Source organism: Cloacibacillus porcorum (assembly GCF_001701045.1).
Lineage (GTDB): Bacteria > Synergistota > Synergistia > Synergistales > Synergistaceae > Cloacibacillus > Cloacibacillus porcorum.
In genome coordinates this window covers 270,554-291,741 of record NZ_CP016757.1, presented here as the reverse complement: position 1 = coordinate 291,741, position 21,188 = coordinate 270,554, and the positions used below count along the sequence as shown (strand labels likewise).

The following is a 21,188-nucleotide window of genomic DNA, read 5'->3' as shown; positions in this document are numbered from 1 at the left end:
CCTTCGTCTCCCTTCGCGCGGTTATCGGCTACGCCTTCGCCGCCGCGTCTTTGTGTTTTTTCGACTTCGAGATCGCCGTGCCGATGAGCGCCGCAGCCGCGAAGGTCATCAGCGAGCCGATGATGCCCGCCGCCGCGGTGCCGGAGATCGGCGCCGTCTCTGACGGCGCGGCGTAATCGTAATCCGGCATAAAGGCGGTCTTTTCCTGTATCCCCGCCGCGCTCTCAAAGGCGGGGCCGGAGGCCTCAAGCTCGTCGGAGCCGGTCACTCCCATCACCGACCATTCAAGCCCGTCGGGATACGACGAGGCGAAGCCCGACAGCACCGCGCCGGTGACCAGCGTCAGCGCCGCGAGCGCCGCGAGCACTTTTTTCATTGAGACTCCGGCGGGGATGTCCGCGCCGCTCTCCGCGCTTTCAAGTATCTCAGGGCGCATCTTCCAGACAAAGGAGAGCACCGCGCCGGTGACCAGACCCTCCACAAGGCCGATGGCGAGGTGTATCGGCTGCATAAGAAGCACAAAGGAGGAGAAGGGCAGCGCCGTGATGCCGGAGGTGAGCGTCTCCAGAACGACCGCGAAGGCTCCCAGCTGCAGGGCAACAACGACCGACGCCACCGAGGCGAGCGTGAGCCGCCCTGAGGAAACGCCCCTCTTCATCAGCGGCTTGAAAAGCAGCGGATAGACGAAAAGGCAGGGAATTACACCCATATTAAAGATATTGCTGCCGAGCGCGAGCAGTCCGCCGTCGGCAAAAAAGAGGCACTGGATGACAAGCACCGCGGAGATCGAAAGCAGCGCCGGAGCGCCGCCGAGCAGCGCCGCGAGCAGTATCCCCCCGCCGATGTGGCCGCTGGAGCCGGTGGCGGGAATCGTGAAGTTTATCATCTGCGCCGCGAAGACGAAGGCTCCCGCGACGGCCATTATCGGGAGCTTTTTTTCCGAGAGCTCCTCTTTTTTGATCTTGGCGACCGACCAGGCGATCGCCGCGCCGCTCGCCGCGCACATCGCGAAGGCGACGGACGGCGATAACAAAGCGTCTGACATGTGCATAGTACATTCCTCCGATATTTGTAAAAAATCAAGCCCCGAAGGGCAATCCCATCCTTGGAGAGAGACCGCCTTCGTGGCAATCATTCAAAATCAATTCGCTGGATACAGCGTGTAACAGAAAGGCCGCGCCCTGCGGCGCGCGCTCCGCCGGCAAAACAGCCGGCGGCTCCGGAAAACCGCTTCTGCGGCTTGTACGGCCTCTTCGTGAGGCGCGGGAGATTTTGCTGCCCATATCTTGCGCGGCGGAATTTTTTCAAATACCAGTCCCGCGTTTCCACATGGTATAGCATATCACTTAGAGCTGGCTCTAGGTCAAGTGTTTTGCAGATATTTTCAAAAATTTTTTCGATACGCATGACGAAGGGACGGCCCAGCTGCGGCCGCCCCCATTTGTTAGCCCGTCTTTATATAACCTTAACGGATAAAATTCGTCGCGATTCGCTCCTCGTAAACCGGCGCGGCGACGCCCGCTTTGCGCCCCGCCTCGATCGACTTGAGAAGCCAGGCCATATTTTCGCCGAGCGCGCGCATCGTCTGCAAACCTTCCCCGTCCCGCCGCACATCCTCGGGGGTGAAGCCGTGCACCTGGTTCCAATACTGCGAGCCGACGACATTCATATTGCTGATCGTAAAATACTTATTCAGCCGGTCAAAGGCCGCCGAGGCCCCGCCGCGCCTGCAGGAGACCACCGAGGCGGCGAGCTTGCCCGCCATCCGTCCGTCGCTGCTGAAAAAGAGACGGTCCAGGAAGGCGCAGAGCTGCCCCGCTGGCGCTGCGTAATAGACGGGAGAACCGACGACGATCGCCGCGAATTCGTCGAGACGCGCCGACATCTTGTTCACCTCATCGTCAAAGACGCACTTTCCCGCAGTCTGGCACTTCATGCAGGCGATGCAGCCCGCGACGGGTTTCTTGCCGATATAAAACATCTCCGTCTCGATGCCGTGCTTCGCGAGGACGCCGCCTACCTCGCAAAGCGCCGTATAGGTGCAGCCATGTTCGTTGGGGCTGCCGTTGATCATTAAAACTTTCATGATACTCCCTCCCAATATGAAGGAGCAGGCGGTCCGTGAAAGAGCCGCCTACCCTAGGTTATATTACCGATCGATGCTGCAGTTCCGCTTTATCTTACCGCACGAGGGGCGGCATGTCTGCGCAAAAGATACGAAAAAACCGCAAACCATTAAGAATACGCTAAACGGGAAACTTTTTATATCCCGGTCTCCCTTTTCCGCTATTTATCTATCTTGACGAGTTCGTACCTTTGGCTGCCAAGGCCGATCTTCTCGCCGTGCTCTAAAGTGTGCGCGCCGCTGCGCGATTCCATGCGCTCAATGAGCGATTTACCGTCCGGCGCGGAGTAGACAAGATCGACGCAGGCTTTGTCAAGCGCCACCGGGTCGAGCGAGGCCAGTATCCCGATGTCGTGCATGTCTGGCTCCGCCGGACTGCTGTCGCAGTCGCAGTCTACGGAAAGCCTGTTCATCACGCTGATATAGAGTATCCTGCCGCCGAGGCTGTCGACGACGGACTTGCCGGCCTCCGCCATCGATTCGAGAAAGGCGGTCTGATCGCCGCCCCAAGGATTCGTGTCGCTCTTGCCGCCGCTGTGGATGCGCGCCTTGCCCTTTGCCGAAGCGATGCCGATAGAGATATTCTTGACCGCACCGCCGAAACCGGCCATCGCGTGACCCTTAAAATGTGATATGACCACATAATAGTCATAATTTTTGAAGTGCGAGCCGACGAGGTTTTCCTTGAAATACTTGCCGTTCTTCACCGGCAGTCCGATCGAACCCTCGGCGTCCTGGATATCCACCTTCGCGATGGCGGTGAAGCCGTGCTCGCGCGCCACCTCCATGTGCGAGTCCGTACCGGCGCGCGCGCCGTTATAGGCGGTGTTGCATTCGACGATCGTCCCCTTCACCGACTGCACAAGCCCCTTGATGAGGTTTGGATCAAGAAAGTTGTGTCCGCCGCGCTCTCCCGTGCTGATCTTGACCGCCACATTTTTGCCCTCGGCCCTGCTCTCCAGAGCGTTATAGACGGAGATCAGGCCCGCGGCGCTGATATCCTTCGTCATATAAACCTTCGGCGGAGCCGCCTCCGCCATCGCGCAGACAAAGACTACAAACGCCAGCGCAACCGCCGTGACGCCGCTAAAAATTTTTCTCAATTTTTCATTTCCCCCTTCCGGCATATTTCACAGATGCCGCCTACGTCTTAAAAAAGTCCTCCGCCAGATTCGTTCGCGGACCGTACCGGGGAAAATATAAACCTTAGAGCCGACTCTAAGTCAAACTCAGGGGAAAAGGTTTTGCGAAACGGGAGTTCTTTCGTGTATAAAGGCCGTCCGACAAAAATCACCAATAATTATTTCATCTGCCGGTTTAGGAAGTCGATGACGATAGTTATGATTTTCGGCTGGAGCCAATACGTGCCCGCGTGTCCCGCGCCCTTTACCACATAATAGGTGGATTCGATCCCCTTTTACCGCAGCGCGGCGTGCAGGCGTTCGGATTGGCGCGGGTATACCAGAATATCGCGGTCGCCGTGCATAATGAGAAAAGGCGGCGCCGCGGCGTCGATATAGGTTATGGGGCTGGCGGCAGCCGCCTTCTCAGGGTGGTCCGAAATCGCCCCGCCACGGTAAAAAGGAGTGGAGCCGTTGACCCAAAGCGCTTCGGTGGAAGCGGGGCTTTCGTGCCGCCTAACAACGTCATCGGGGAATCCCTCCCCTATCAGAGTCAGGTCGGAGAGACCATAGAAATCCACCACCGCCACTACGCGGGAGCTTTGTTCCAGGTACCCGCCCACATCGAACTCTTTCCTGCCGTTGGTCGTGCCAGTAATCGCCGCGAGGTATCCCCCCGCCGACTCGCCGAACACCGCGATCTTATCCGGGTTGATGCCGTAAATATCGGCCTTGGCGCGAAGAAAGCGGATGGCGGATTTCACATCCTCAAGCGGCGACGGAAACACCACCGCCGGCGCGACACGGTATTCAATGGAGGCCACCACATAGCCGGCTTCGGCAAGGTCGAGGCACTGCTGAAGAAAACTGTCCTTATTGGCGCTGACCAAACCGCCGCCGGTGACGAAAACGACCGCCGGCAGGGGTTCCCGCGATTCGGGCTGGAGGATATCCATACGCAGGGCGACATTGGCGTAGCCGCGCATCGGCTTCTGCGCGTAGACGACGTTGGAGATATACCTGACCGGGACCCTGTTTACAGAGAGGGCGAGCTCATGCCGGCCGGCCCCGGCCGCGTCTGACGCAGTGCAGAAAAGTATAACCGCCACGACAGCGCCGAGCATTCGCAGAGTTTTATCGAACATTTTATCTTTTCCTTCTTCCCTTACGAAAAGTGTTTCGCGGACATTTTCCCATACAGCATCTGCGCGGGACTAAGCTGACACAACCGGCCGCAACGCGACAAATTCTGACCGCAGCAGGAAACGGTTTCTTGTGCGGACACGGCAATGCGCCGCCTCCGCGTCAAACGCGGAGGCGGCGCAGGAAACGTCAGTCGAGCGAGACCAGTTTGTAATTTTTATTTCCCATCTTGAGCTCTTCCATATAGGTGAGCTGGCGCAGGCCGTGACGCGATTCGATGCGTTCGCGCAGATCCTTCCGCTCCGCCTCGGGAAGTTTATAGACAAGGTCGATCGTCGCCTGGTCTATAGCGAGCAAATCCGTGGAGCCAAGGATGCCGACATCCTTCGCGACCGGCGCGGCGGCGCTCGCGCCCGCGCAGTCACAGTCTACGGACATATTCTTCATCACGTTGACGAAGGTGATACGTTTGCCGAAGTGGTCGATGACCGCCTTCGCCGATTCCGTCATACACTCCTGAAATTCGTCCTGCGTGCGTCCCCACTGCTGACCGTTTTTAGAGTGGATCATCGCTTTGCCGATCTTGCCGTCGGCGCAGCCGATGCCGATATTCTTCAGCGAGCCGCCGTAGCCGCCCATCGTGTGGCCTTTGAAGTGCGTGTAAACGACCATCGAATCATAATCAAGGATGCCCTTGCCCATCGACATCTCTTTGAAGTGCCGGCCACCCTTGACGGGCAGCATCGTCGTGCCGAACTCGTCCATGATATCCACCTTGCAGAAGTCGAAGCCATTTGTCCTGATCGTCTTGCGGTGCCCCGCCGTCGTCTCACGCGGGCTTGAATAATAGACGTTGGTCTCCACAAGATTGCTGTTGGGGATATGCCCTTGCAGCGCCTTGATCATAGGCAGCGGCAGCAGGTTCGGACCCTTCGGTTCGCCGGTATGGAGCTTGATCGCCACCTTGCCGGTGATATCCTGATTGATCTTGTCGTAAATCTTCAGCAGACCGGCGGGGCTGATATCCTTCGTAAAATAAACAATAGAGACATTCGCTTCATTCGCCCCCTGAGCGGGAGCCGCCAGCGCCGCGCCGCTTAATGATATGAGCAGCAGCATCAGCGCGAAACAGAGGAATTTCCTTAACTTGCCGTGCATAGAGTGAGACCCCTTTCATAAAATATAGCTTTATGTTAGACCCTGGAGTGGACTCTAAGTCAAGTAACTTTCGCGATTTCAAGGGACATTGCTTGATGCGGCTGCCTTGCTCCACACGTATATAGCATATGCACGGGGACATCATAGATGAAGCGCGCGATGCGGGGAGATGTCCACTCTCGCATCACGCGCTTCATTAAGTCGTGCGGTATTTATTTTCCGGCTATTTATAATTACTTCTCCGCCGTCGCGGTTTTGTAGTCGGCGTCGTTCACCGCTTCAAGCCAGGTGTTTTTGTTGCTACCCGGGTTGCATTCAACGGCCAAGTGCGAAAACCAACTGTCGGGCGCGGCTCCGTGCCAGTGTTCAACATCCGGCGCTATTTCAACAACGTCACCGGGGACGAGGCGGCGTGCCGATTTGCCGCGCTCCTGGTAGTAGCCGGAGCCGCCGACGGCGATAAGCATCTGCCCGCCAGTATGTTTATGCCAGTTGTTGCGGCAGCCTGGTTCGAAGGTGACATTGAATACCGGGACGTTGAGCCGCTTATCCCGCGTCAGCGGCGCAAGCCACGATCTGCCGCTGAAATACTGCGCGTAGCCGGTGTTTTCTTCGCCCACGGGAAATGGGCTGATCTTCGGGACATCCCTGCTTTCGGCCCATGCCGCGCCATTGTGGAGAACGGAGAAGAGAGAGAGCAGGAGTGCGAACAATGTTATTTTTATCATCTGGATAACCTCACTTTTTTGTCGTTACTACTTCATTGATCCAACCTGTCACGGTGGATCCTCCATGTCCTGAAAAGACGCCAGTTTTCTCAAATGTGGATTTCGGAGCCGCCTTTCGGATGTCGGCCTCGCAGCGCTGGACTCCGCCGCCGCCATGCGTCACGAATGGAATGACGGTCTTGCCGGCAAGATTTCCAACGGAAAGGAAGCTGAGAACGGGGGGAGCCATCGTGCCCCACCAGTTCGGCGTACCAACAAATACCACGTCGTATTTGGAGAGGTCTGGCAGCGCTCCCGCGAGCTGCGGTTTGAATCCGTCGGCGCATTCTTTTTTCGCCTGTTCGACGCAGGCATTATAATCCGCCGGATAGGCCTTTGCCGGCTTGATCTCGAAAAGTTCCCCGCCGGTGGCCTTTTGTATCTGTTCCGCCACGGCGCGCGTATTGCCGCTATAAGAGTAGCAGACGATCAGTATCTTCCCCGGTTCTGCTGCGGCGGCGGCCTCGGCTCTCTCTCCCAGCGCGGTGAAAACCACGGCAACCGCGCATATGACCGCGATCATTAATATTTTTGCCTCCACAAATTTTTACCTCCGATATATGTTTTATCTTTGTTTTTCCTGTTTTTTAGCGAGCGGATCGCCTGTTTATCTCACGCAGCTCTTCGCGAGCCAGGCACCAACGCCGGCTCCCAGCGTGCCACCACCGCTAATCAGCACCGTGACTCCCGCCATAGGAGCGGTTAGCGGCAGCGAAAACTATTATCATACTGCTGCCACATCGCCGCAGCGCGATGATATTTTCGTATGCAGTTTTTCGCGTGTTCGCTGCAGTTCGGCGATCCTCTCGTCAAGCAGCCGCATCTGTTCGGCCAGCAGCCGCGCCCTTTCCCGCCTGGTCGGCTCTCCCTGCTGACAGAGGGCGACATATTCCACAAGAATCTCTATGGGAACGCCTGCGTCCCTCATACATTTTATGAACTCTATCCAGCAAATGTCCGCATCTCCGTAGCTGCGCAGCCCCGCGCTTGTGCGCGCGACCTTCGGTATCAGCCCGACCCGTTCGTAGTAGCGGAGGGTCTCTACGGAGAGCCCTGTTTTCTTGCTTACTTCGGTAATGTATATTTTTTTCACCTCCGCAACGCGGCGCTAAGTTTTATTTTTTTACGACCTCCGCGACGCAGGCCAGAGCGTTGAGCGTGCGCGGGAAGCCAATAAACGGCAGGCACTGGGTGATCGCCTCGATCATCAGATCCTCACCGTTACCGACGTTAAGATTGGCCTGCACGTGGCTCTTGACCTGGCTTTCGCAGCCGCCCTGCGCCGAGAGGATGCAGAGTGTCAGTATCTCGCGCATCTTCACATCGAGAGCGCCGCGCGTATAGAAGTCTCCGAAGCAGAAGGAGGCGAGGTACTCGGCGACGTGCTTTCTGTTTGCCGGCGAGGACTGGTACATGACGTCGAGCCCCGCGGGGAAGATCGATTTCTGCGTTGTAAAACCCTTGGCGTAGCGATCCTTTTCCGTCACCGTCGCTTGGCTCGCGAGCGGCAGTTTGACATTTTTCTCGCGGAAGGCCTCGTTCATCGCGTATGCCCCCTCAAGCGCCTTGGTAAACCCGATGTAGGGCGCGCACTGATAGACCGCCTCTTTGATCTCTTCCGGTGTGACGCCGATGTTAAGCGCCGCCTTCACATGCGCTTTGATATCCTCGCTGTTCTGGTTTGTTGTGAGCACGGCGAGCGTTATGAGCTCACGCTGTTTGTCCGTCAGCAGCCCGCGGCGAAAGACGTCTCCGTATAAGAAGCCCTCCATGATGCCGGCCAGCTCCTCGCCGCCGTAGTACGCCCCGTCATTTCCTTTGAAAAGCTCCTCAAACTTCGTCCGTCCGGAGTCACGCCGCTCCCGCATCTGCGCCTTCAGCGCCCACTCTGGAACGATCTCCTCCGCCGCAAAGCAGGTCTTTTCCAACACCAGCGTCACCATTAGAGCAAAGACAATTACCGCTATCGATATCATAAAATATTTCAACTGCAGCATTACAATCATCCTTTCTTATTTCCCGTTCTCTTTTTTCTTTGTCGCGCGCAAAGCTTAATTGCTGGAGCCAACTCTAAGTCAAGCGAAAATTTTAAGAAATTTCACCGGCTATGACCGCTTGCGTTGGAGTTAACTCCAACATTTATAATCTTGGCGAAGGTAGAGTTTAGGAGGAGATATGCCATGAATATAAAATTTCACCATGTCGTCTTTTTCGTGATCATACTGCTGCTGACGGCGGCGATCGCGCTCAACAGGGACGGACGTTTGCTGGGAATGACCCTGGGCGGGAGGAACAGCGGAGAGACACAGACGGAGTGGACGGCAGCGGACGGCTCGCGTCTAATTTCCACCGAGGAGCTGGCAAAGGATGTCCTGGGCTTCGGCGGCAATGTCCCGCTCCATATATACATGAGGGAGGGACACGTCGTCCGCGTCGAGGCGCTGGATAATTACGAGACGCCGCCATTTTTCACGCAGGTAGCAAGAGACATCCTTCCAGCCTGGAACGGTCTGACCGCCGACGAGGCGCTGAAAAAAGAGGTCGCGGCGGTAAGCGGCGCGACAATCTCCTCCCGCGCCGTGATAGAGAATTTTCGCCGAGGCATGGAATACGCGCGGGGAACGGTGGCGGCGCGCGAGAGCGGCCTTCCGGGACCGCGCACGCTGGCGGCATTCGCGACGGCTCTCTGCGGGCTGCTTCTGCCGTTTTTTATCAAATCGGCCAAATACCGGTTCATCCAGCTGCTGGCCAATACCGCCGTCCTCGGCTTCTGGAGCGGGAGCTTTCTTTCACTCTCGCTGCTGACCAACATAGCCGCCAACGGAGTGAAAACGTGGAGCGCCGCGCTGGCGCTTCCGCTTATCTTCGCTGCCTTCATCATGCCCTTCTTAGGAAAAAAGGGGCACTATTGTTCGTGGATGTGCCCGCTTGGTTCGTTACAGGAGCTTCTGAACAGGCTTCCCGTTCCGAAGATAAATATCCCCGCCTCCGCGGTGAAATGGCTCGAATATCTCCGCGAGGCGGTGTGGCTGGCGATGATGATGCTGATGTGGCTCGGCGTGGGCTTCGGGCTGATGGATTACGAACTCTTCTCCGCCTTCCTCTTCCGGCGAGCCGCCCCGTTGGTGCTCGCTCTGGCGGCGGTATTTTTTGCGCTCTCGCTCGTCACACCGAGGCCGTACTGCCGTTTTCTCTGCCCCACCGGCACGCTGATAAGATTCGCACAGGGGGACTGCACCTGCGGAGCGGCGGCGCCGAGGGCGCTCAAGCTGTTTCTCGCCGCCTCGTTCGTCATCGCCCCGCTGTGGATCGTCGCAGGCGCCTTCGTATAGGGGAATAACAGAGGCTATGATAAATTCAAGCAGTTCATCTTCGATGACGCCCAATTACACCTATCTGCGCACCGGCGATACCATCGCCAAGTGTCTGACTTTGGATAAAAAAATAAAAACGACAGGATTTACCTCCAAAACATTGAAAGGAGATATGAATATGAACCGCAGGGATTTTATTAAGACTACTTTAGCCGCCGCAGCGGCAGCTGGCGGTACGCTTCTTGGCGCACCGCTGCTATCCGCCGCGCCGTCGGCAAACACTGAAAGGAAAGTGATCAATAAAAAAATGAAAATTCTTGTACTCACCGGCAGTCCGCGCAAAGAGGGCAACTCCAACACACTCGCCTCGCAGTTTATCAGAGGCGCGAGAGAGGCGGGACATGAAATCTCGCGTTTTGACGCCGCCTTCAAGGAGGTACATCCATGCTCCGCATGTAACCACTGCGGAATGGACGGCCCCTGTGTATTTCAGGACGACTTCTCGTTCGTGCGCGAACATATCATTCCCGCCGACGTAGTCGCCTTCGCGACGCCGATGTATTACTTCGGGATATCGGCGCAGCTTAAAACTGTGATCGACCGTTTCTACGCGATCAACGGAAAGATCCACGTACGCAAAAGGGCGGTGCTGATGATGACCTACGCCAACACCGCAGCCTCCGAGGCGGCGCCGATAATCTCCCACTACGACGTGCTGCTGAAATACCTCGGCTGGGAGGACGCAGGGCAGATCATCGTCCCCGGAGTCTGGCCGGAGGGCGCGGTGAACAACACGAAATATACCGAAGCGGCCTACCGGCTCGGCAAGGCCATTTAGGGGGAGACTCCGGCGCAAAAACCTGACAGGATCGCAAGGAACCGGCGGATTTCGTCATCGTCATGTCATAACCATGTAAGGGACACGGATTATGATTCCATTATGCATCAAATACAACATGACATGGGGGCAAAGAAGATGAACAGACGCGATTTTTTGATAAACTCGATGATAACCGGAGGAGGCCTGTTTCTTACAAAGAGCGCTGAAGCAGCGGTTTTAAGTGAATCGGTAACGAGGGGAAAGTATTCCTCTACAAACGAACAGGTGAAGCTGCCACAAATTGGATTCGGCACAATGGCGCTCGGAGCTTCGACCTCTAAATGCGTCAGCGAGGCTGTGGAGCTAGGATACAGATTATTTGACACCGCCCGCGATTATGGTACGGAGAGAGAGGTCTTCCAGGGAATCAAAGACAGTGGCATCAACCGAAAAGAAGTCTTTATCACCACAAAGATCGGCCCGGCGGATATGAGAAACGGAGTTCAGCGTGGGGCAATAGAAAAGAGCATCGAACTTCTCGGCTACGACTATATCGATCTTTTCCTCATCCACTGGCCGGTGGTGGATAAAATTCAGGAGACGTGGCGTATTCTTGAGGAGTATGTCGGCGCCGGGAAGATAAAATATCTCGGCCTCAGCAACTTCAATCCACACCACATCCAGAACCTTATGAGCTACGCGCGCGTTAAGCCTATCGTCAATCAGCTCGAAATCAATCCTTACTTCGCGAATTTCGGTCTCGCGGAGTATTCCAAAGCCATAGGGATAACAGCGGAGTGCTGGAGCCCGTTGCGTCAGGCAAAAGCGCTAGACGACGAGACGCTGGGCTCGTTGGCAAAGAAGTACGGCAAGTCTCCGGCGCAGATAATTTTACGCTGGGAGATACAGCGCGGCCTCGTGGCTATCCCCCGTTCCAGCAAAAAAGAGCACATGGCGGAGAATATCAATATTTTCGACTTTGAGCTGACACCGGAAGATATGCAAAGCGTAAACGCGCTGAACCGAGACGAACGCAACAACCCACGCAACAATCCCGACAGATTCCCCTGGTAATTAAAAAGTACGCCGCCACGAACCTTCATGGTTTTACTACAGCAAAAAAAACACGAAAAGAATAACGGGAGGTAATAAAAATGTCACTTGGATTTACGGAAATAATTTTGATCGCCCTATTCATCCTCATCGTCTTCGGCGCTAAGCGCATCCCCGAATTGGCGCGGTCGATGGGACGCGCCTCTTACGAGTTCAAAAAGGCGAAGGAAGAGCTGAACATCGAGAGCCGCGAATTTATGGAAGCGGCGGAGAGAGCCGCGGAAGACGAAGATAAAAAGACGGAAAAGGAATGACGAACGATCCAGAAGAGAGCTTGATCTCCCATCTTGAGGCGCTGCGCGGCGCCCTGCTGCGCTGTGTGATTGTGACGGCGGCCATTTATCCGCTCGGATACCTGGCCTCCTCCCACGTCATCAACGCGCTGGTGCGGTGGAGCTTTCCCGCCTCGGCGGGCACGCTGCACTATTTCGCGCCGATGGAGGTGCTATGGGTACGGCTGCGGCTGGCGCTGATCCTCGCGCTGCTGACTGCCTATCCGTGGAACGTCTTACAGTTATGGCGCTTCCTGCTGCCGGCGCTTTATAAGAAAGAGCGCAAAACGCTGGGCTGCTGTATCCTGTCATCGTCACTGCTCTTCTTCTGCGGCGCGGCCTTCAGCGCAGGCCTTATACTGCCGCTTATGATGAATTTCTCCGGCGGCTTCGCCACCGCGGAGCTACAGCCCAATATCGGGCTGGCAAACTTTTTAAATCTGGCGGGCTGGCTGACGCTCGCCTTCGGTTTGATGTTCCAGTCTCCGATCATCGTCCTGCTGGCGGTACGCTTCGGCGTCGTCTCCAGCGAAAGCCTGCGTAAAAAACGCCCCTATGTTATGACGGCCATCCTCATCGCCGCCGCCGTCCTCACGCCGCCCGACATAATCAGCCAGCTGATGCTCGCCGTGCCGACCTGGCTGCTTTTCGAGCTTGGTCTGGCGTTAGCCGAGCGGATGGAGCGCAAAACGGCGGCGACGGTTTCCGTCCTGATAGCCGACGAAGCGCTAAGAGAGCGTCCTTTCGGTTAGGTTAAAAATAAAGGAGAAAACCACAGAACGTTCGTCACCACGGCAATTGTGGATGTCTTGACGTGGCCGCCGCACGCGGCGGGATCAGGCTCTGAACGGCGGCCCGGCTGCTAAATGTGTGTTCTGCGCGTAAATCGCCGCTACTTCGTTATTTCAGATAAAAGTGAGGTAATAATAATATGAACAGAAGAGATTTTGTCAAAGGGCTGGCGATCGCGGCCGGCGGCCTGGCGGGAGGCGCTGCGCTGAACGCCAGCCTCAACGGGAACGACGCTGTCGCTGCCGAGGGGCGCACAACGGCGAATAAGATGGAGTACCGCCGTATGCGCCGCGTCAGCGGTGCGGTAAGCGCTATCGGCATCGGCGGCAGCAATCTGCACCGCTCAAGCCCCCAAGAGATAAGAAGGATGGTCCGTTACGGACATGAGAACGGCGTCAATCTCATCGACCTGATAATGACGGACGACTCGCCATTCGCTTCCATCGCAGACGTTGTAAAGCCCGACCGCAAAGATTTCCGGCTTCAGGCGCATATCGGCGCGGATTTCCCCGGCGGGCGGGTGGAGACCTGCCGTGACCTGAACCGTATCAAACGCGAGTTCGACCGCCAGCTGAAGATATTCGCCACCGATTATATGGACTTCGGGCTGGTGCATTATGTCGACAGCATGGATGATTTCAAAAACATCATGAGCTCCGGCATCTGGCGTTATATGAAAGATTTGAAGCGTCAGGGCGCGCTCAAAAATCTCGGCTTCTGCTCGCACACGCTCTCTATTTGCCAAGCCTTTGTCGACACCGGTGACGTGGACTGCTTTATGACGAGCGTAAACCCCATCTATGATTTCTCCGAAGAAAACGGCAAACTCGCGGTCTCAAAAGAACGCATGGATTTTTACCGCGACTGCGCGAAGAGAGGTATCGGCATCCACGTCATGAAGGTATTCGCCGGCGGTTCGCTCATCGACCGCCGCCTATCGCAGCTGGAACGCCCGCTCAGCGTCTACCAGTGCCTGCAATATGCTCTGGACCGTCCCGCCGTCCAGAGCTGCCTCGTAGGCGCGAGCAGCGTCGATGAATTGAAAGAATCTCTCGCGCACTTTACGCAGCCCTTCGATCGGCGCGATTACGCCGTCCTTGGCGGCATGAGCAGCGGCGGCGCTGCTCACGGGCACTGTATCTACTGCAACCACTGTCAACCCTGCGCTGCCGGCATCGACATCGGCATCGTAAGCAAATATATGGATCTGGCGCTCGCGGGAGACGATCTGGCGAGAAAACATTACAACGACCTGAAGATACACGCCTCTGCCTGTATCAAATGCGGACGCTGCGACAAAAACTGCAATTTCGGCGTGAAACCATCAGCGCGGATGGCGCAGGCCGTAAAGGTTTTCGGCAAATAGGCGGCGCCTCGCACACCTTTCAAAATCCCCTTCAAACTGTACCTCGCCGCCGTATCGGCCCCCGCATATTTTATCTTCCGCGGAGCCGATGCGCGCGGGGTATTTCACAAAAACCTGATTTTTCGCACCTATTCCACCCTCACCTGTATCTCCGTGAGAAATTCCTCTTCCCTCATCGTGTCGCGGTTGTCTATCTCGTACATCTCAAACGGCTCGCCGAGCAGACGCAGACCGTTGTTCTCGGCGTAGGCCAGCACCTCAGCCATACGCTCCGCGTTCTGTTCATAGCCGCCGCCGTAGAAGTATGAGAGGTACTCGCCCGCCGGCAGGATAAAGTCATAGTCGGGCGTCTCGCTCTCCAGGATAAAAAAGACGGCGTCGTAGACGTTGGAGCGGCCGCGCCGCATGTTTTCCATCGAGGGGAAAGCGCCGATCACCTGATTACCGAAATCCCGTATCTTCTCTTCGTGCCGCCGGTGAAGTTTTTTGACGGCGAAATCCATCTCCTCGTCGCGCGCGATATGTTCGCAGAGCTGCACGCAAAATCTCTCCGGCATATTTTTGACCGTAAAGACTCCCGTCCTGATCTTTCGCGCGTTGTCAAGGACGGCGATCCTTTCGCTGATGAGCTCCTCGCGCGCCCGCAGCTCCCGCAACCGTTCGCCGAGCAGCCGCCGTTCACGGCGCAGCAGCTCCAGGGTGTTGCCGACGCTCTGATCGGCCAGGTACTCCTTTATCTGGGCCATAGAGAAGTCAAGCCGCCGCAGGTCGCGGATTATGTTCAGCTTGTACATCTCCTTCAGGCTGTAAAGGCGGTAGCCGTTGGCCTCCCGGCGCGGGCGCAGGATTCCCAGCCGTTCGTAGTACCGGAGGGAATCGGCGCCGATGCCGTAAAGTTTGGATATTTCGCTTATTTTGTAGTAATTTCTCACCGCCGCGCCTCCTCATAAACCGCACGAAAAATTTTCTCTTGACCTTAGTATTATGCCAGAGTTTATATTGTACGCGAAGGGAAGCGTATCAAAATGGTAAAAAAATTCTTTCTCGATTCAATACGGAAAAATATGGAGGGGCTTTCTCTCCGAAAAATAGTTATAATTATGATCGGAACGGCGATCAGTTCGTTCGGAGTTTATAATATACATCAGCTGGGCGTTATTACGGAGGGCGGCGTTCTCGGTATGATCCTGCTGGCAAACCACTGGCTGGGCATCTCACCCTCGATTACCACTCCGCTGCTGGATATCGCCTGTTATTCGCTGGCCTTCAGGTACCTCGGCGGCACCTTTATCCGGCTGTCGGCGGTGGCGACGCTGAGCCTCGCGAGTTTCTTCCGGCTGTGGGAACAGTTCCCGCGTCTGCTGCCCGATATGACCGGCACGCCGCTGCTCGCCGCGGTCTGCGGCGGTATCTTTGTCGGGTTGGGGGTCGGCCTGATCGTTCGGCAGGGCGGCTCGGGCGGCGGCGACGACGCGCTGGCGCTGACGATATCCCGTATCACCAAATGGAAGATCGCGCGGGCCTATCTCCTGACGGACGTCACTGTATTGGCTTTGTCGCTGAGCTACATCCCGTTCAGCCGCATCGCCTTTTCGCTGATAACGGTCACCGTCTCGTCTCTGCTGATCGGGTTCATTCAGGAGGCAAAGATTTTTTCCGTCAGAGGCGAAGAGACGATCTCAGAAGAGGAATGATAAGATGAGTAGCGATAATATCGACATTAAAAAATTAACGGCGCAGGATCTCGACCAATATAACGGCCTGCTGCGGTACGCCTTCCAGGTCACGGAAAAGACACTGCTGGAGAGCGGCTGGGAGGACGAGGACATCAAGCAGTCCAAGTTCCCCGTCCTGGAACGCGCCAACGTCTGGGGCTGCTTCGACGAGGGCGAGCTCGTCTCTCAGTTCGCCGTCTATCCGCTGGATATGAACATCCACTCCGTCGTCTATCCGATCGCCTTCATCACAAGCGTCTCCACCTATCCCGAATACTCCGGCATGGGGCTGATGTCGCAGCTGATGAAAAAGGGGCTCCGCGAGATGCGCGACAACGGGCAGTCCCTCTCCCTGCTCTACCCCTATTCCATTCCCCTCTACCGGAAAAAGGGCTGGGAGATCATCTCCGATAAGATGTCATTTACCATCCGCGACGTGCAGCTGCCGAAAAATATCGAGGTTCCCGGCTATGTGCGGCGCGTCTCCTGGGAGGACTCCGATTTCATGGACCTGCACACGCAGTTCGCGAAGCAGACGCACGGCTGCCTCTTCCGCAACAATCTCGCCTGGGACGAATACTGGAAATGGGATGAGGACGACACCACCGTCGCCATCTATTACCGCGAGGACGACCTGCCCCGCGGATATATGGTCTATCTCATCAAGGACGACGTAATGTATATAAAAGAGATGATCTATCTCGATATGGAATCGCGCAAGGGGCTGTGGAAGTATATCGGCGCGCATGAGTCGATGGTGAGCGAGGTACGCGGCTACAATTATTTCAGCGAACCGATCGCCTTCAGCTTCGACGACAGCGAGATAAAGGAGACGATCCGTCCCTATATCATGGGACGCATAGTCGACACGAAGATGTTTCTCGAAAAATACCGTTTCCGCGGTGAGGCGGAGGGCGACGTCACCCTCAGGATATCCGACTCCTTCCTGGAATGGAACGACCAGAGCCTCACCCTCGACATCTTCGGCGGCAAGTGCGGGATCACTAATGCCATCAGCCGCCGTCACGCCTCAATGTCCATCGGAACGCTTACGACGTTGCTGCTGGGGTATAAGCGGGCCTCCGAACTCGCCGAGCTGGAGAGGATCGAGGCCGACCGGGAGACGATAAAATTTCTGGACAACGCCGTCATTCATAAAAAACCATATATTTCAGATTACATCTAAAGCCTCCCGGGGATTAAAATAGTATAAGGAAACGCACCGCGCGCCGCCTCACGGCCGCGGCGCGGGCCGTTCCATATTCTGCCCGACACCGCCTCGCAGCGGCGCGGCATAGGTAAGAGGGAGTGTGATGATAATGGCTATCGACGAGATATACACCAGGGCAAGCGTCCGCGCCTACGAAAAACGCCCCGTCTAAGAGGAGAAGGTCAAAGCGCTTTTAAAGGCGGCGATGTCCGCGCCCTCCGCCGGAAATAAACAGCCGTGGGCCTTCGTCGTCGTGACGGAGGCGGAGAGGCTCAAGGCCCTTTCGGAGGTGTTGCCCTACGGCGGGATGATAAAAGAGGCGCCCCTCGCGATCGCCGTCTGCGGGGATATGACGAGGGCCTTCGCGGGAGACGAGCAGGATTTCTGGGTGCAGGACGCCTCCGCGGCGACGGAAAATATTCTGCTCGCGGCGCGTTCGCTGGGTCTGGGGGCGGTATGGACCGGCGTCTATCCGATGAAAGACCGCGCCGCGGGCGTCGCGCGGATATTGGAGCTGCCGGAGCAGGCGGTCCCCCTCAACGTGCTGCCGGTCGGCTACCCGCAAAGGGAGCCGCATGTCATCGATAAGTGGGACGAGAAGAAGATACACCGCGAAAAGTGGTAGGTTACACAGACGTTATGAGCGCCGGCCTCTTACATAGGCCGGCGCTTTTTTTACCGTCTCTTACGCCCGTCGCTTCGTTTTCATCACGGGCAGCGTGATAACCGCGCAGAGGCCGCCGCGCGGGCGGTTCTTCAGGACGAGCGAGCCGTCGTTGAGCAGCACCATGTTGCGGGCGATCGAGAGGCCGAGCCCCGTGCCGCCCGATTCGCGGTTGCGCGATCTCTCAAGGCGGTAATAGGGTTCAAAGACCTTTTCCAGCAGCTCCTCCGGGATGCCGGGGCCTTCGTCCTCGATCCTGATGGAGACGTTTTCCCTGTCACTCGCCACCGAGATGACCGCGCCGCCGGCGTATTTAACGGCGTTTGTAAGAAGGTTCTCTATGCTGCGTTTGAGGCAGGTGGGGCGCGCGCAGACTAGCGGCGGCGTATCATCTTCCGGCAGAGAGCCGAGCCGGATCTCCCCCTCGCCCCTCTCCATATCGTCGGCGACGCTCTCGACGAAGGCGACGATATCCATCGGCACGGCCCGCTCCGAGGTATGCAGGCTCCGCGCCAGTTCAAGCCCCTGTTCGATTATCGAACGGATCTCCTCGATGTTGGCGGCAAATTTTTCCCGCAGCTCCCGCGGCTCGATCTTACCCAGCCGCAGCTGGATACGCGCGAGCGGCGTGCGCAGGTCATGCCCCATCGCCTCAAGCATACCGTTCCTCTCGCTGAGGTTGTCACAGATACGCGCGCGCATCCGGTTGAAGGACTGCGCCGCCTCGCGTATCTCCCGGCTGCCGCATTCGTCGAGCGGGCGGGCCGCCTCCGGGTTGCGTCCGAAGCGCTCGGCCTCCTGCGCGAGACGCTCTATCGGCCTCGTCGCGCAGCGGATAAGTATGATGACGATGAGGGAGAATATCAACGATTCAAGAAGGACGAATATCCTCTGCCGCCATATCAGGCGGTTGTCGGTGATGGAGAGCGGCTGCGTCAGCTCCAGCCAGCCGCCGTCGTCCATCCTTATCATAACCTGGAGCATCGGGAATATATATCCGTCGTATTCGGGCAGAGCGGCCTCCGGCGATTCGGGCCAGAGCATCCGCGCCCGGACGTCGGGGGGCGCCGCGCCCGCCGCCTCAACAGCTTCGGAGATGGCCCTCTTCATATTAACGGACTTGTAATAATCTTCGCTCTGCCAATCCGGCGCGGCCGCCATACGGAAGCGGAATGGCTTGCGCAGCGTATCGCGCGAGGCCGCCAGCTTTTTGAGATATTCCCCGCGCTGCGTCCCGTCCATCGTATTCAGCGCCTGATAAACCGAAGATACGTAATCCTGGCCGATGCCGAGCACCTCTCCCGCATAGGAGTGCTGGATGGAGCAGACGGCGTAAAAGTTTATGAACTGGTTCGCGGCGGCGCCGAGCACGAGTATCAGCAGGATGAGGCCGAAGAGGGAGTCAGGCCTTATCAGCCTGCAAAAGGATTTCACTGCAGGCTCCCCCTTCTGACGGGCGAGGCGAGCATATATCCGTCGCCGCGCATCGTGCGGATCAGTCCCGGGTTGGCCCCCTTGTCCCTGAGCTTCGCACGCAGACGGCTCACCTGCGCGTCGATGCTCCGGTCGTAGATGTTGAGGCTGCGTTCCGCGAGATAGTCCATTATCATATCGCGCGTGACGACCTGCTGCGGGTGGCTGAGCAGCAGCATCAGCAGGCGGAACTCGGCCGCTGAAAGCGGTACGACGACGCCCTCTTCGTCTATAAGGTGCCTTGCCATAACGTTGAGCTTCCAGCCGCCGAAGAGAAGCGCGGAATCCGCGCCCTCCGTTCCACCGTTTTCTATCCCGCGCGCCTCTCCGGAGAGCGACGAGCGGCGCAGCAGCGCGCGTATCCTCGCGATGAGCTCGCGCGCGTGGAAGGGTTTGCAGAGATAATCGTCGCCGCCGATCTCGAGGCCGACGACCTTGTCGGTGATATCTTTCAGCGCCGTCAGGAAGATTATCGGAACGGCGCAGTGCGGCGTTCCCGGGGCCCGCAGGCGGCGGCAGAGGGAGAGGCCGTCTTCGCCCGGCATCATGATGTCAAGCAGGACGAGGTCGAAGGGTTCTCTTTCCAACGCGGCGAAGAGTTCGGCGCCGTTCTTCGCCGCCTGCGAATAGTAGCCGTATTCGCTGAGCGTCTCCGCGATCAGCTCGCGCAGCTCCCGGTCGTCGTCGACTATCAATATTCTCGCCTGTTCAGCCTCCATCTATAATACCTCCGGTCATTTTATACGCCTATTCAACAGTATTGTAATACGCGCGGCGTCAATAATCCAACGACGCAATCTGACAAAAGCGCAAGGTTTCGTAAAACAAGGAAATATTACGTCTGCCTCCCGTCATACCCACGTAAGGTCGGCGGGGTAAAGTATCGTCATCAGGGAGCCGCAAGGCCCCGCATTAAGAAAACGCCGCTCAAAACAAATTATAAATAAGACGGTATGATATGGAGGGAACAGGATGTACACTGTGAAGCAGGTCGCTGAAATCACCGGAATTTCAAGTTATACCCTCAGATTTTATGATAAAGAGGGACTCTTCCCGCATCTTAACAGAGACGAACAAAACCGGCGGCTCTTCTCTGAGGCGGATGTCAGCAGTATTGAAACCATACAGGATCTCAGAAAGATGGGCTTCTCTCTCGCGCAGATACGCAGTTACCTGGGAGCGGAGGAGAGAAGCGACGCCAAGGTGCGCCGCGACATCATCATGGAGCAGATGGACCGCCTGCGGTCGGAGCTCGCCGCCGTCGTGCGGCAGATGAAGATGCTCCAGTCAAAGGCCGATCTTTACGAAGACATGGCGGAGAGACAGCCGCTTCCCACGGAAACCACGTCATGGATCGCCGCCTGAAAGCTCCGTAATGAGAGCGCCCCTAACGGCGGCCCTGCTGATGGCCGCCGCCGTTCTCGCCGGAGTCCTGCTCTGGAACCTGTTCTGCATATAGCGGAGGCAAGACGCGCCGCCGGATGACGGATGCGGGGCCGCTTCAAAGACCGCCGAAAATATTTCATGATTGAGTATTCGAACAGTGGGATGTAGTATTGTGACACAGGGTACCGGAATAAATCTGAGGAGGTTTTTTCATATGCCGCATATCGCAGTGATGATGTATCCCGGAAGGGACGACGAGAAGAAGATGGCCCTCGCGAAGAAGCTCCAGGATGCTCTGGAGGAGGCGCTCGGCGTCGACAGAAAGGTGATCTCCGTATCGGTGGAGGACGTCGCAAAAGAGGACTGGGACGAGAATTTTAAGAAAAAGATCGATAAAAAGACGATCTTCATCGAGGCGGAGGTTTAAGCCCTCTTCGCCGGAAGCTAAACGACCGCACCGCCTCCGTGGAAGGACAGCCTTTCGCGGAGGCGGTTTTATTTTTCTGCGCCGTCACCGTGAACTTACAAAAACTATCTTATAGAGCGGCCCTTCGTCTCCGCGGCCGCTCCGCACAAAACCGCTGCTAAGCAGCACCTTACGCGAAGCGTCGTTATCTTCGTCGGTCTGCGCGGTCACACAGCGCACGCCGTCCTGTTCCGAGGCCCACTTTATAACGCCCCTAACGGCCTCCGTGGCGTAGCCCTTACCCCGGTGCGCCTCGTCGATACCGTAGCCGATAAGGAAAAAG

The 21,188-nt window shown here is 56.9% G+C and carries 23 protein-coding genes and 1 pseudogene; 11 read left to right on the top strand and 13 right to left on the bottom strand.

Annotated features, from left to right (window positions below; all coding sequences use genetic code 11):
* Positions 1–28 precede the first annotated feature (28 nt).
* From BED41_RS01310 to BED41_RS01265, 9 genes are all read right to left on the bottom strand, one after another.
* Positions 29–1,051: an energy-coupling factor ABC transporter permease gene (locus BED41_RS01310; RefSeq protein WP_066742079.1), complete on the bottom strand. Its 1,023-nt coding sequence runs from the start codon at positions 1,049–1,051 to the stop codon at positions 29–31.
* Positions 1,052–1,465: 414 nt separating this feature from the next.
* The gene (locus BED41_RS01300) at positions 1,466–2,086 is read right to left on the bottom strand and encodes a flavodoxin family protein (RefSeq protein WP_066742066.1); all 621 of its coding nucleotides are present in this window, start codon (positions 2,084–2,086) and stop codon (positions 1,466–1,468) included.
* Between the two features lie 200 nt (positions 2,087–2,286).
* Positions 2,287–3,228 carry a DUF362 domain-containing protein gene (locus BED41_RS01295; protein ID WP_066748781.1) on the bottom strand — a complete coding sequence of 314 codons (942 nt, stop codon included), beginning with the start codon at positions 3,226–3,228 and terminating at the stop codon, positions 2,287–2,289.
* Between the two features lie 314 nt (positions 3,229–3,542).
* Complete coding sequence (locus tag BED41_RS01290; RefSeq protein WP_229712365.1) at positions 3,543–4,391, bottom strand: alpha/beta hydrolase; 849 nt, start codon at positions 4,389–4,391, stop codon at positions 3,543–3,545.
* 187 nt (positions 4,392–4,578) lie between these two features.
* Entirely contained in the window at positions 4,579–5,547 is a 969-nt protein-coding gene (locus BED41_RS01285) for a DUF362 domain-containing protein (RefSeq protein WP_066742063.1), read from the bottom strand.
* A 233-nt stretch (positions 5,548–5,780) separates the two neighbouring features.
* Positions 5,781–6,275: a cupin domain-containing protein gene (locus BED41_RS01280; protein ID WP_066742060.1), complete on the bottom strand. Its 495-nt coding sequence runs from the start codon at positions 6,273–6,275 to the stop codon at positions 5,781–5,783.
* A gap of 10 nt (positions 6,276–6,285) precedes the next feature.
* Positions 6,286–6,837, bottom strand: a complete 552-nt coding sequence (locus BED41_RS01275) for a flavodoxin (protein ID WP_229712364.1) — start codon at positions 6,835–6,837, stop codon at positions 6,286–6,288.
* 201 nt (positions 6,838–7,038) lie between these two features.
* A complete protein-coding gene (locus BED41_RS01270) occupies positions 7,039–7,407 on the bottom strand; it encodes a MerR family transcriptional regulator (protein WP_229712363.1) in 369 nt (122 codons plus the stop codon).
* 22 nt (positions 7,408–7,429) lie between these two features.
* Positions 7,430–8,311: a carboxymuconolactone decarboxylase family protein gene (locus BED41_RS01265; protein WP_084002175.1), complete on the bottom strand. Its 882-nt coding sequence runs from the start codon at positions 8,309–8,311 to the stop codon at positions 7,430–7,432.
* A gap of 183 nt (positions 8,312–8,494) precedes the next feature.
* Between BED41_RS01265 and BED41_RS01260 the strand changes: the two genes are divergently transcribed.
* The 6 genes from BED41_RS01260 (at position 8,495) to BED41_RS01235 (ending at position 13,991) form a co-directional block, all read left to right on the top strand.
* Positions 8,495–9,646 carry an FMN-binding protein gene (locus BED41_RS01260; protein WP_066742056.1) on the top strand — a complete coding sequence of 384 codons (1,152 nt, stop codon included), beginning with the start codon at positions 8,495–8,497 and terminating at the stop codon, positions 9,644–9,646.
* 16 nt (positions 9,647–9,662) lie between these two features.
* Positions 9,663–10,466, top strand: coding sequence for a flavodoxin family protein (locus BED41_RS01255; RefSeq protein WP_229712362.1), 804 nt, complete (start codon positions 9,663–9,665; stop codon positions 10,464–10,466).
* Between the two features lie 138 nt (positions 10,467–10,604).
* A complete protein-coding gene (locus BED41_RS01250) occupies positions 10,605–11,522 on the top strand; it encodes an aldo/keto reductase (protein WP_168160206.1) in 918 nt (305 codons plus the stop codon).
* 80 nt (positions 11,523–11,602) lie between these two features.
* Positions 11,603–11,815, top strand: a complete 213-nt coding sequence (gene tatA, locus BED41_RS01245; protein ID WP_066742054.1) for a twin-arginine translocase TatA/TatE family subunit — start codon at positions 11,603–11,605, stop codon at positions 11,813–11,815.
* Positions 11,812–12,585 (top strand): twin-arginine translocase subunit TatC, encoded by a 774-nt coding sequence (gene tatC / locus BED41_RS01240; RefSeq protein WP_066742052.1) that lies wholly within the window; start codon positions 11,812–11,814, stop codon positions 12,583–12,585. Before tatA ends, tatC begins: the two co-directional genes overlap by 4 nt.
* Positions 12,586–12,764: 179 nt before the next feature.
* Complete coding sequence (locus tag BED41_RS01235) at positions 12,765–13,991, top strand: aldo/keto reductase (protein WP_084002173.1); 1,227 nt, start codon at positions 12,765–12,767, stop codon at positions 13,989–13,991.
* A 128-nt stretch (positions 13,992–14,119) separates the two neighbouring features.
* Here the strand turns inward: BED41_RS01235 and BED41_RS01230 are convergent, their stop codons facing one another.
* Positions 14,120–14,923 (bottom strand): MerR family transcriptional regulator, encoded by an 804-nt coding sequence (locus tag BED41_RS01230; protein ID WP_066742042.1) that lies wholly within the window; start codon positions 14,921–14,923, stop codon positions 14,120–14,122.
* Between the two features lie 93 nt (positions 14,924–15,016).
* Here BED41_RS01230 and BED41_RS01225 point away from each other — a divergent pair, with 93 nt between their 5' ends.
* From BED41_RS01225 to BED41_RS01215, 3 genes and pseudogenes are all read left to right on the top strand, one after another.
* Positions 15,017–15,685 (top strand): YitT family protein, encoded by a 669-nt coding sequence (locus tag BED41_RS01225; protein ID WP_066742040.1) that lies wholly within the window; start codon positions 15,017–15,019, stop codon positions 15,683–15,685.
* Between the two features lie 4 nt (positions 15,686–15,689).
* Positions 15,690–16,892, top strand: coding sequence for a GNAT family N-acetyltransferase (locus BED41_RS01220; RefSeq protein WP_066742038.1), 1,203 nt, complete (start codon positions 15,690–15,692; stop codon positions 16,890–16,892).
* Between the two features lie 211 nt (positions 16,893–17,103).
* Positions 17,104–17,541, top strand: a pseudogene (locus tag BED41_RS01215) (nitroreductase family protein); the annotation flags it as partial.
* 60 nt (positions 17,542–17,601) lie between these two features.
* On the opposite strand, the gene BED41_RS01210 reads toward BED41_RS01215, so the two are convergent.
* The gene (locus BED41_RS01210) at positions 17,602–19,014 is read right to left on the bottom strand and encodes an ATP-binding protein (RefSeq protein WP_066742036.1); all 1,413 of its coding nucleotides are present in this window, start codon (positions 19,012–19,014) and stop codon (positions 17,602–17,604) included.
* Positions 19,011–19,772: a response regulator gene (locus BED41_RS01205; RefSeq protein WP_066742034.1), complete on the bottom strand. Its 762-nt coding sequence runs from the start codon at positions 19,770–19,772 to the stop codon at positions 19,011–19,013. Before BED41_RS01205 ends, BED41_RS01210 begins: the two co-directional genes overlap by 4 nt.
* Positions 19,773–20,025: 253 nt before the next feature.
* Between BED41_RS01205 and BED41_RS01200 the strand changes: the two genes are divergently transcribed.
* Positions 20,026–20,418, top strand: a complete 393-nt coding sequence (locus tag BED41_RS01200; protein WP_066742031.1) for a MerR family transcriptional regulator — start codon at positions 20,026–20,028, stop codon at positions 20,416–20,418.
* Between the two features lie 178 nt (positions 20,419–20,596).
* A complete protein-coding gene (locus tag BED41_RS01195) occupies positions 20,597–20,866 on the top strand; it encodes a tautomerase family protein (RefSeq protein ID WP_333543730.1) in 270 nt (89 codons plus the stop codon).
* Positions 20,867–20,950: 84 nt separating this feature from the next.
* Here BED41_RS01195 and BED41_RS16055 read toward each other — a convergent pair whose 3' ends face one another.
* Entirely contained in the window at positions 20,951–21,178 is a 228-nt protein-coding gene (locus tag BED41_RS16055) for a GNAT family N-acetyltransferase (RefSeq protein ID WP_084002172.1), read from the bottom strand.
* Between the last annotated feature and the right edge of the window lie 10 nt (positions 21,179–21,188).

Coding starts and splice junctions, on each gene's coding strand:
- BED41_RS01200 (WP_066742031.1), top strand. CDS start 20,026: ATGTACACTGTGAAGCAGGTCGCTGAAATCACCGGAATTTCAAGTTAT.
- BED41_RS01235 (WP_084002173.1), top strand. CDS start 12,765: ATGAACAGAAGAGATTTTGTCAAAGGGCTGGCGATCGCGGCCGGCGGC.
- BED41_RS01310 (WP_066742079.1), bottom strand. CDS start 1,051: ATGCACATGTCAGACGCTTTGTTATCGCCGTCCGTCGCCTTCGCGATG.
- BED41_RS01275 (WP_229712364.1), bottom strand. CDS start 6,837: ATGATCGCGGTCATATGCGCGGTTGCCGTGGTTTTCACCGCGCTGGGA.
- BED41_RS01220 (WP_066742038.1), top strand. CDS start 15,690: ATGAGTAGCGATAATATCGACATTAAAAAATTAACGGCGCAGGATCTC.
- BED41_RS01285 (WP_066742063.1), bottom strand. CDS start 5,547: ATGCACGGCAAGTTAAGGAAATTCCTCTGTTTCGCGCTGATGCTGCTG.
- BED41_RS01265 (WP_084002175.1), bottom strand. CDS start 8,311: ATGCTGCAGTTGAAATATTTTATGATATCGATAGCGGTAATTGTCTTT.
- BED41_RS01260 (WP_066742056.1), top strand. CDS start 8,495: ATGAATATAAAATTTCACCATGTCGTCTTTTTCGTGATCATACTGCTG.
- BED41_RS01255 (WP_229712362.1), top strand. CDS start 9,663: ATGATAAATTCAAGCAGTTCATCTTCGATGACGCCCAATTACACCTAT.
- tatA (WP_066742054.1), top strand. CDS start 11,603: ATGTCACTTGGATTTACGGAAATAATTTTGATCGCCCTATTCATCCTC.
- BED41_RS01225 (WP_066742040.1), top strand. CDS start 15,017: ATGGTAAAAAAATTCTTTCTCGATTCAATACGGAAAAATATGGAGGGG.
- BED41_RS01205 (WP_066742034.1), bottom strand. CDS start 19,772: ATGGAGGCTGAACAGGCGAGAATATTGATAGTCGACGACGACCGGGAG.
- tatC (WP_066742052.1), top strand. CDS start 11,812: ATGACGAACGATCCAGAAGAGAGCTTGATCTCCCATCTTGAGGCGCTG.
- BED41_RS01300 (WP_066742066.1), bottom strand. CDS start 2,086: ATGAAAGTTTTAATGATCAACGGCAGCCCCAACGAACATGGCTGCACC.
- BED41_RS01280 (WP_066742060.1), bottom strand. CDS start 6,275: ATGATAAAAATAACATTGTTCGCACTCCTGCTCTCTCTCTTCTCCGTT.
- BED41_RS01290 (WP_229712365.1), bottom strand. CDS start 4,391: ATGTTCGATAAAACTCTGCGAATGCTCGGCGCTGTCGTGGCGGTTATA.
- BED41_RS01250 (WP_168160206.1), top strand. CDS start 10,605: ATGAACAGACGCGATTTTTTGATAAACTCGATGATAACCGGAGGAGGC.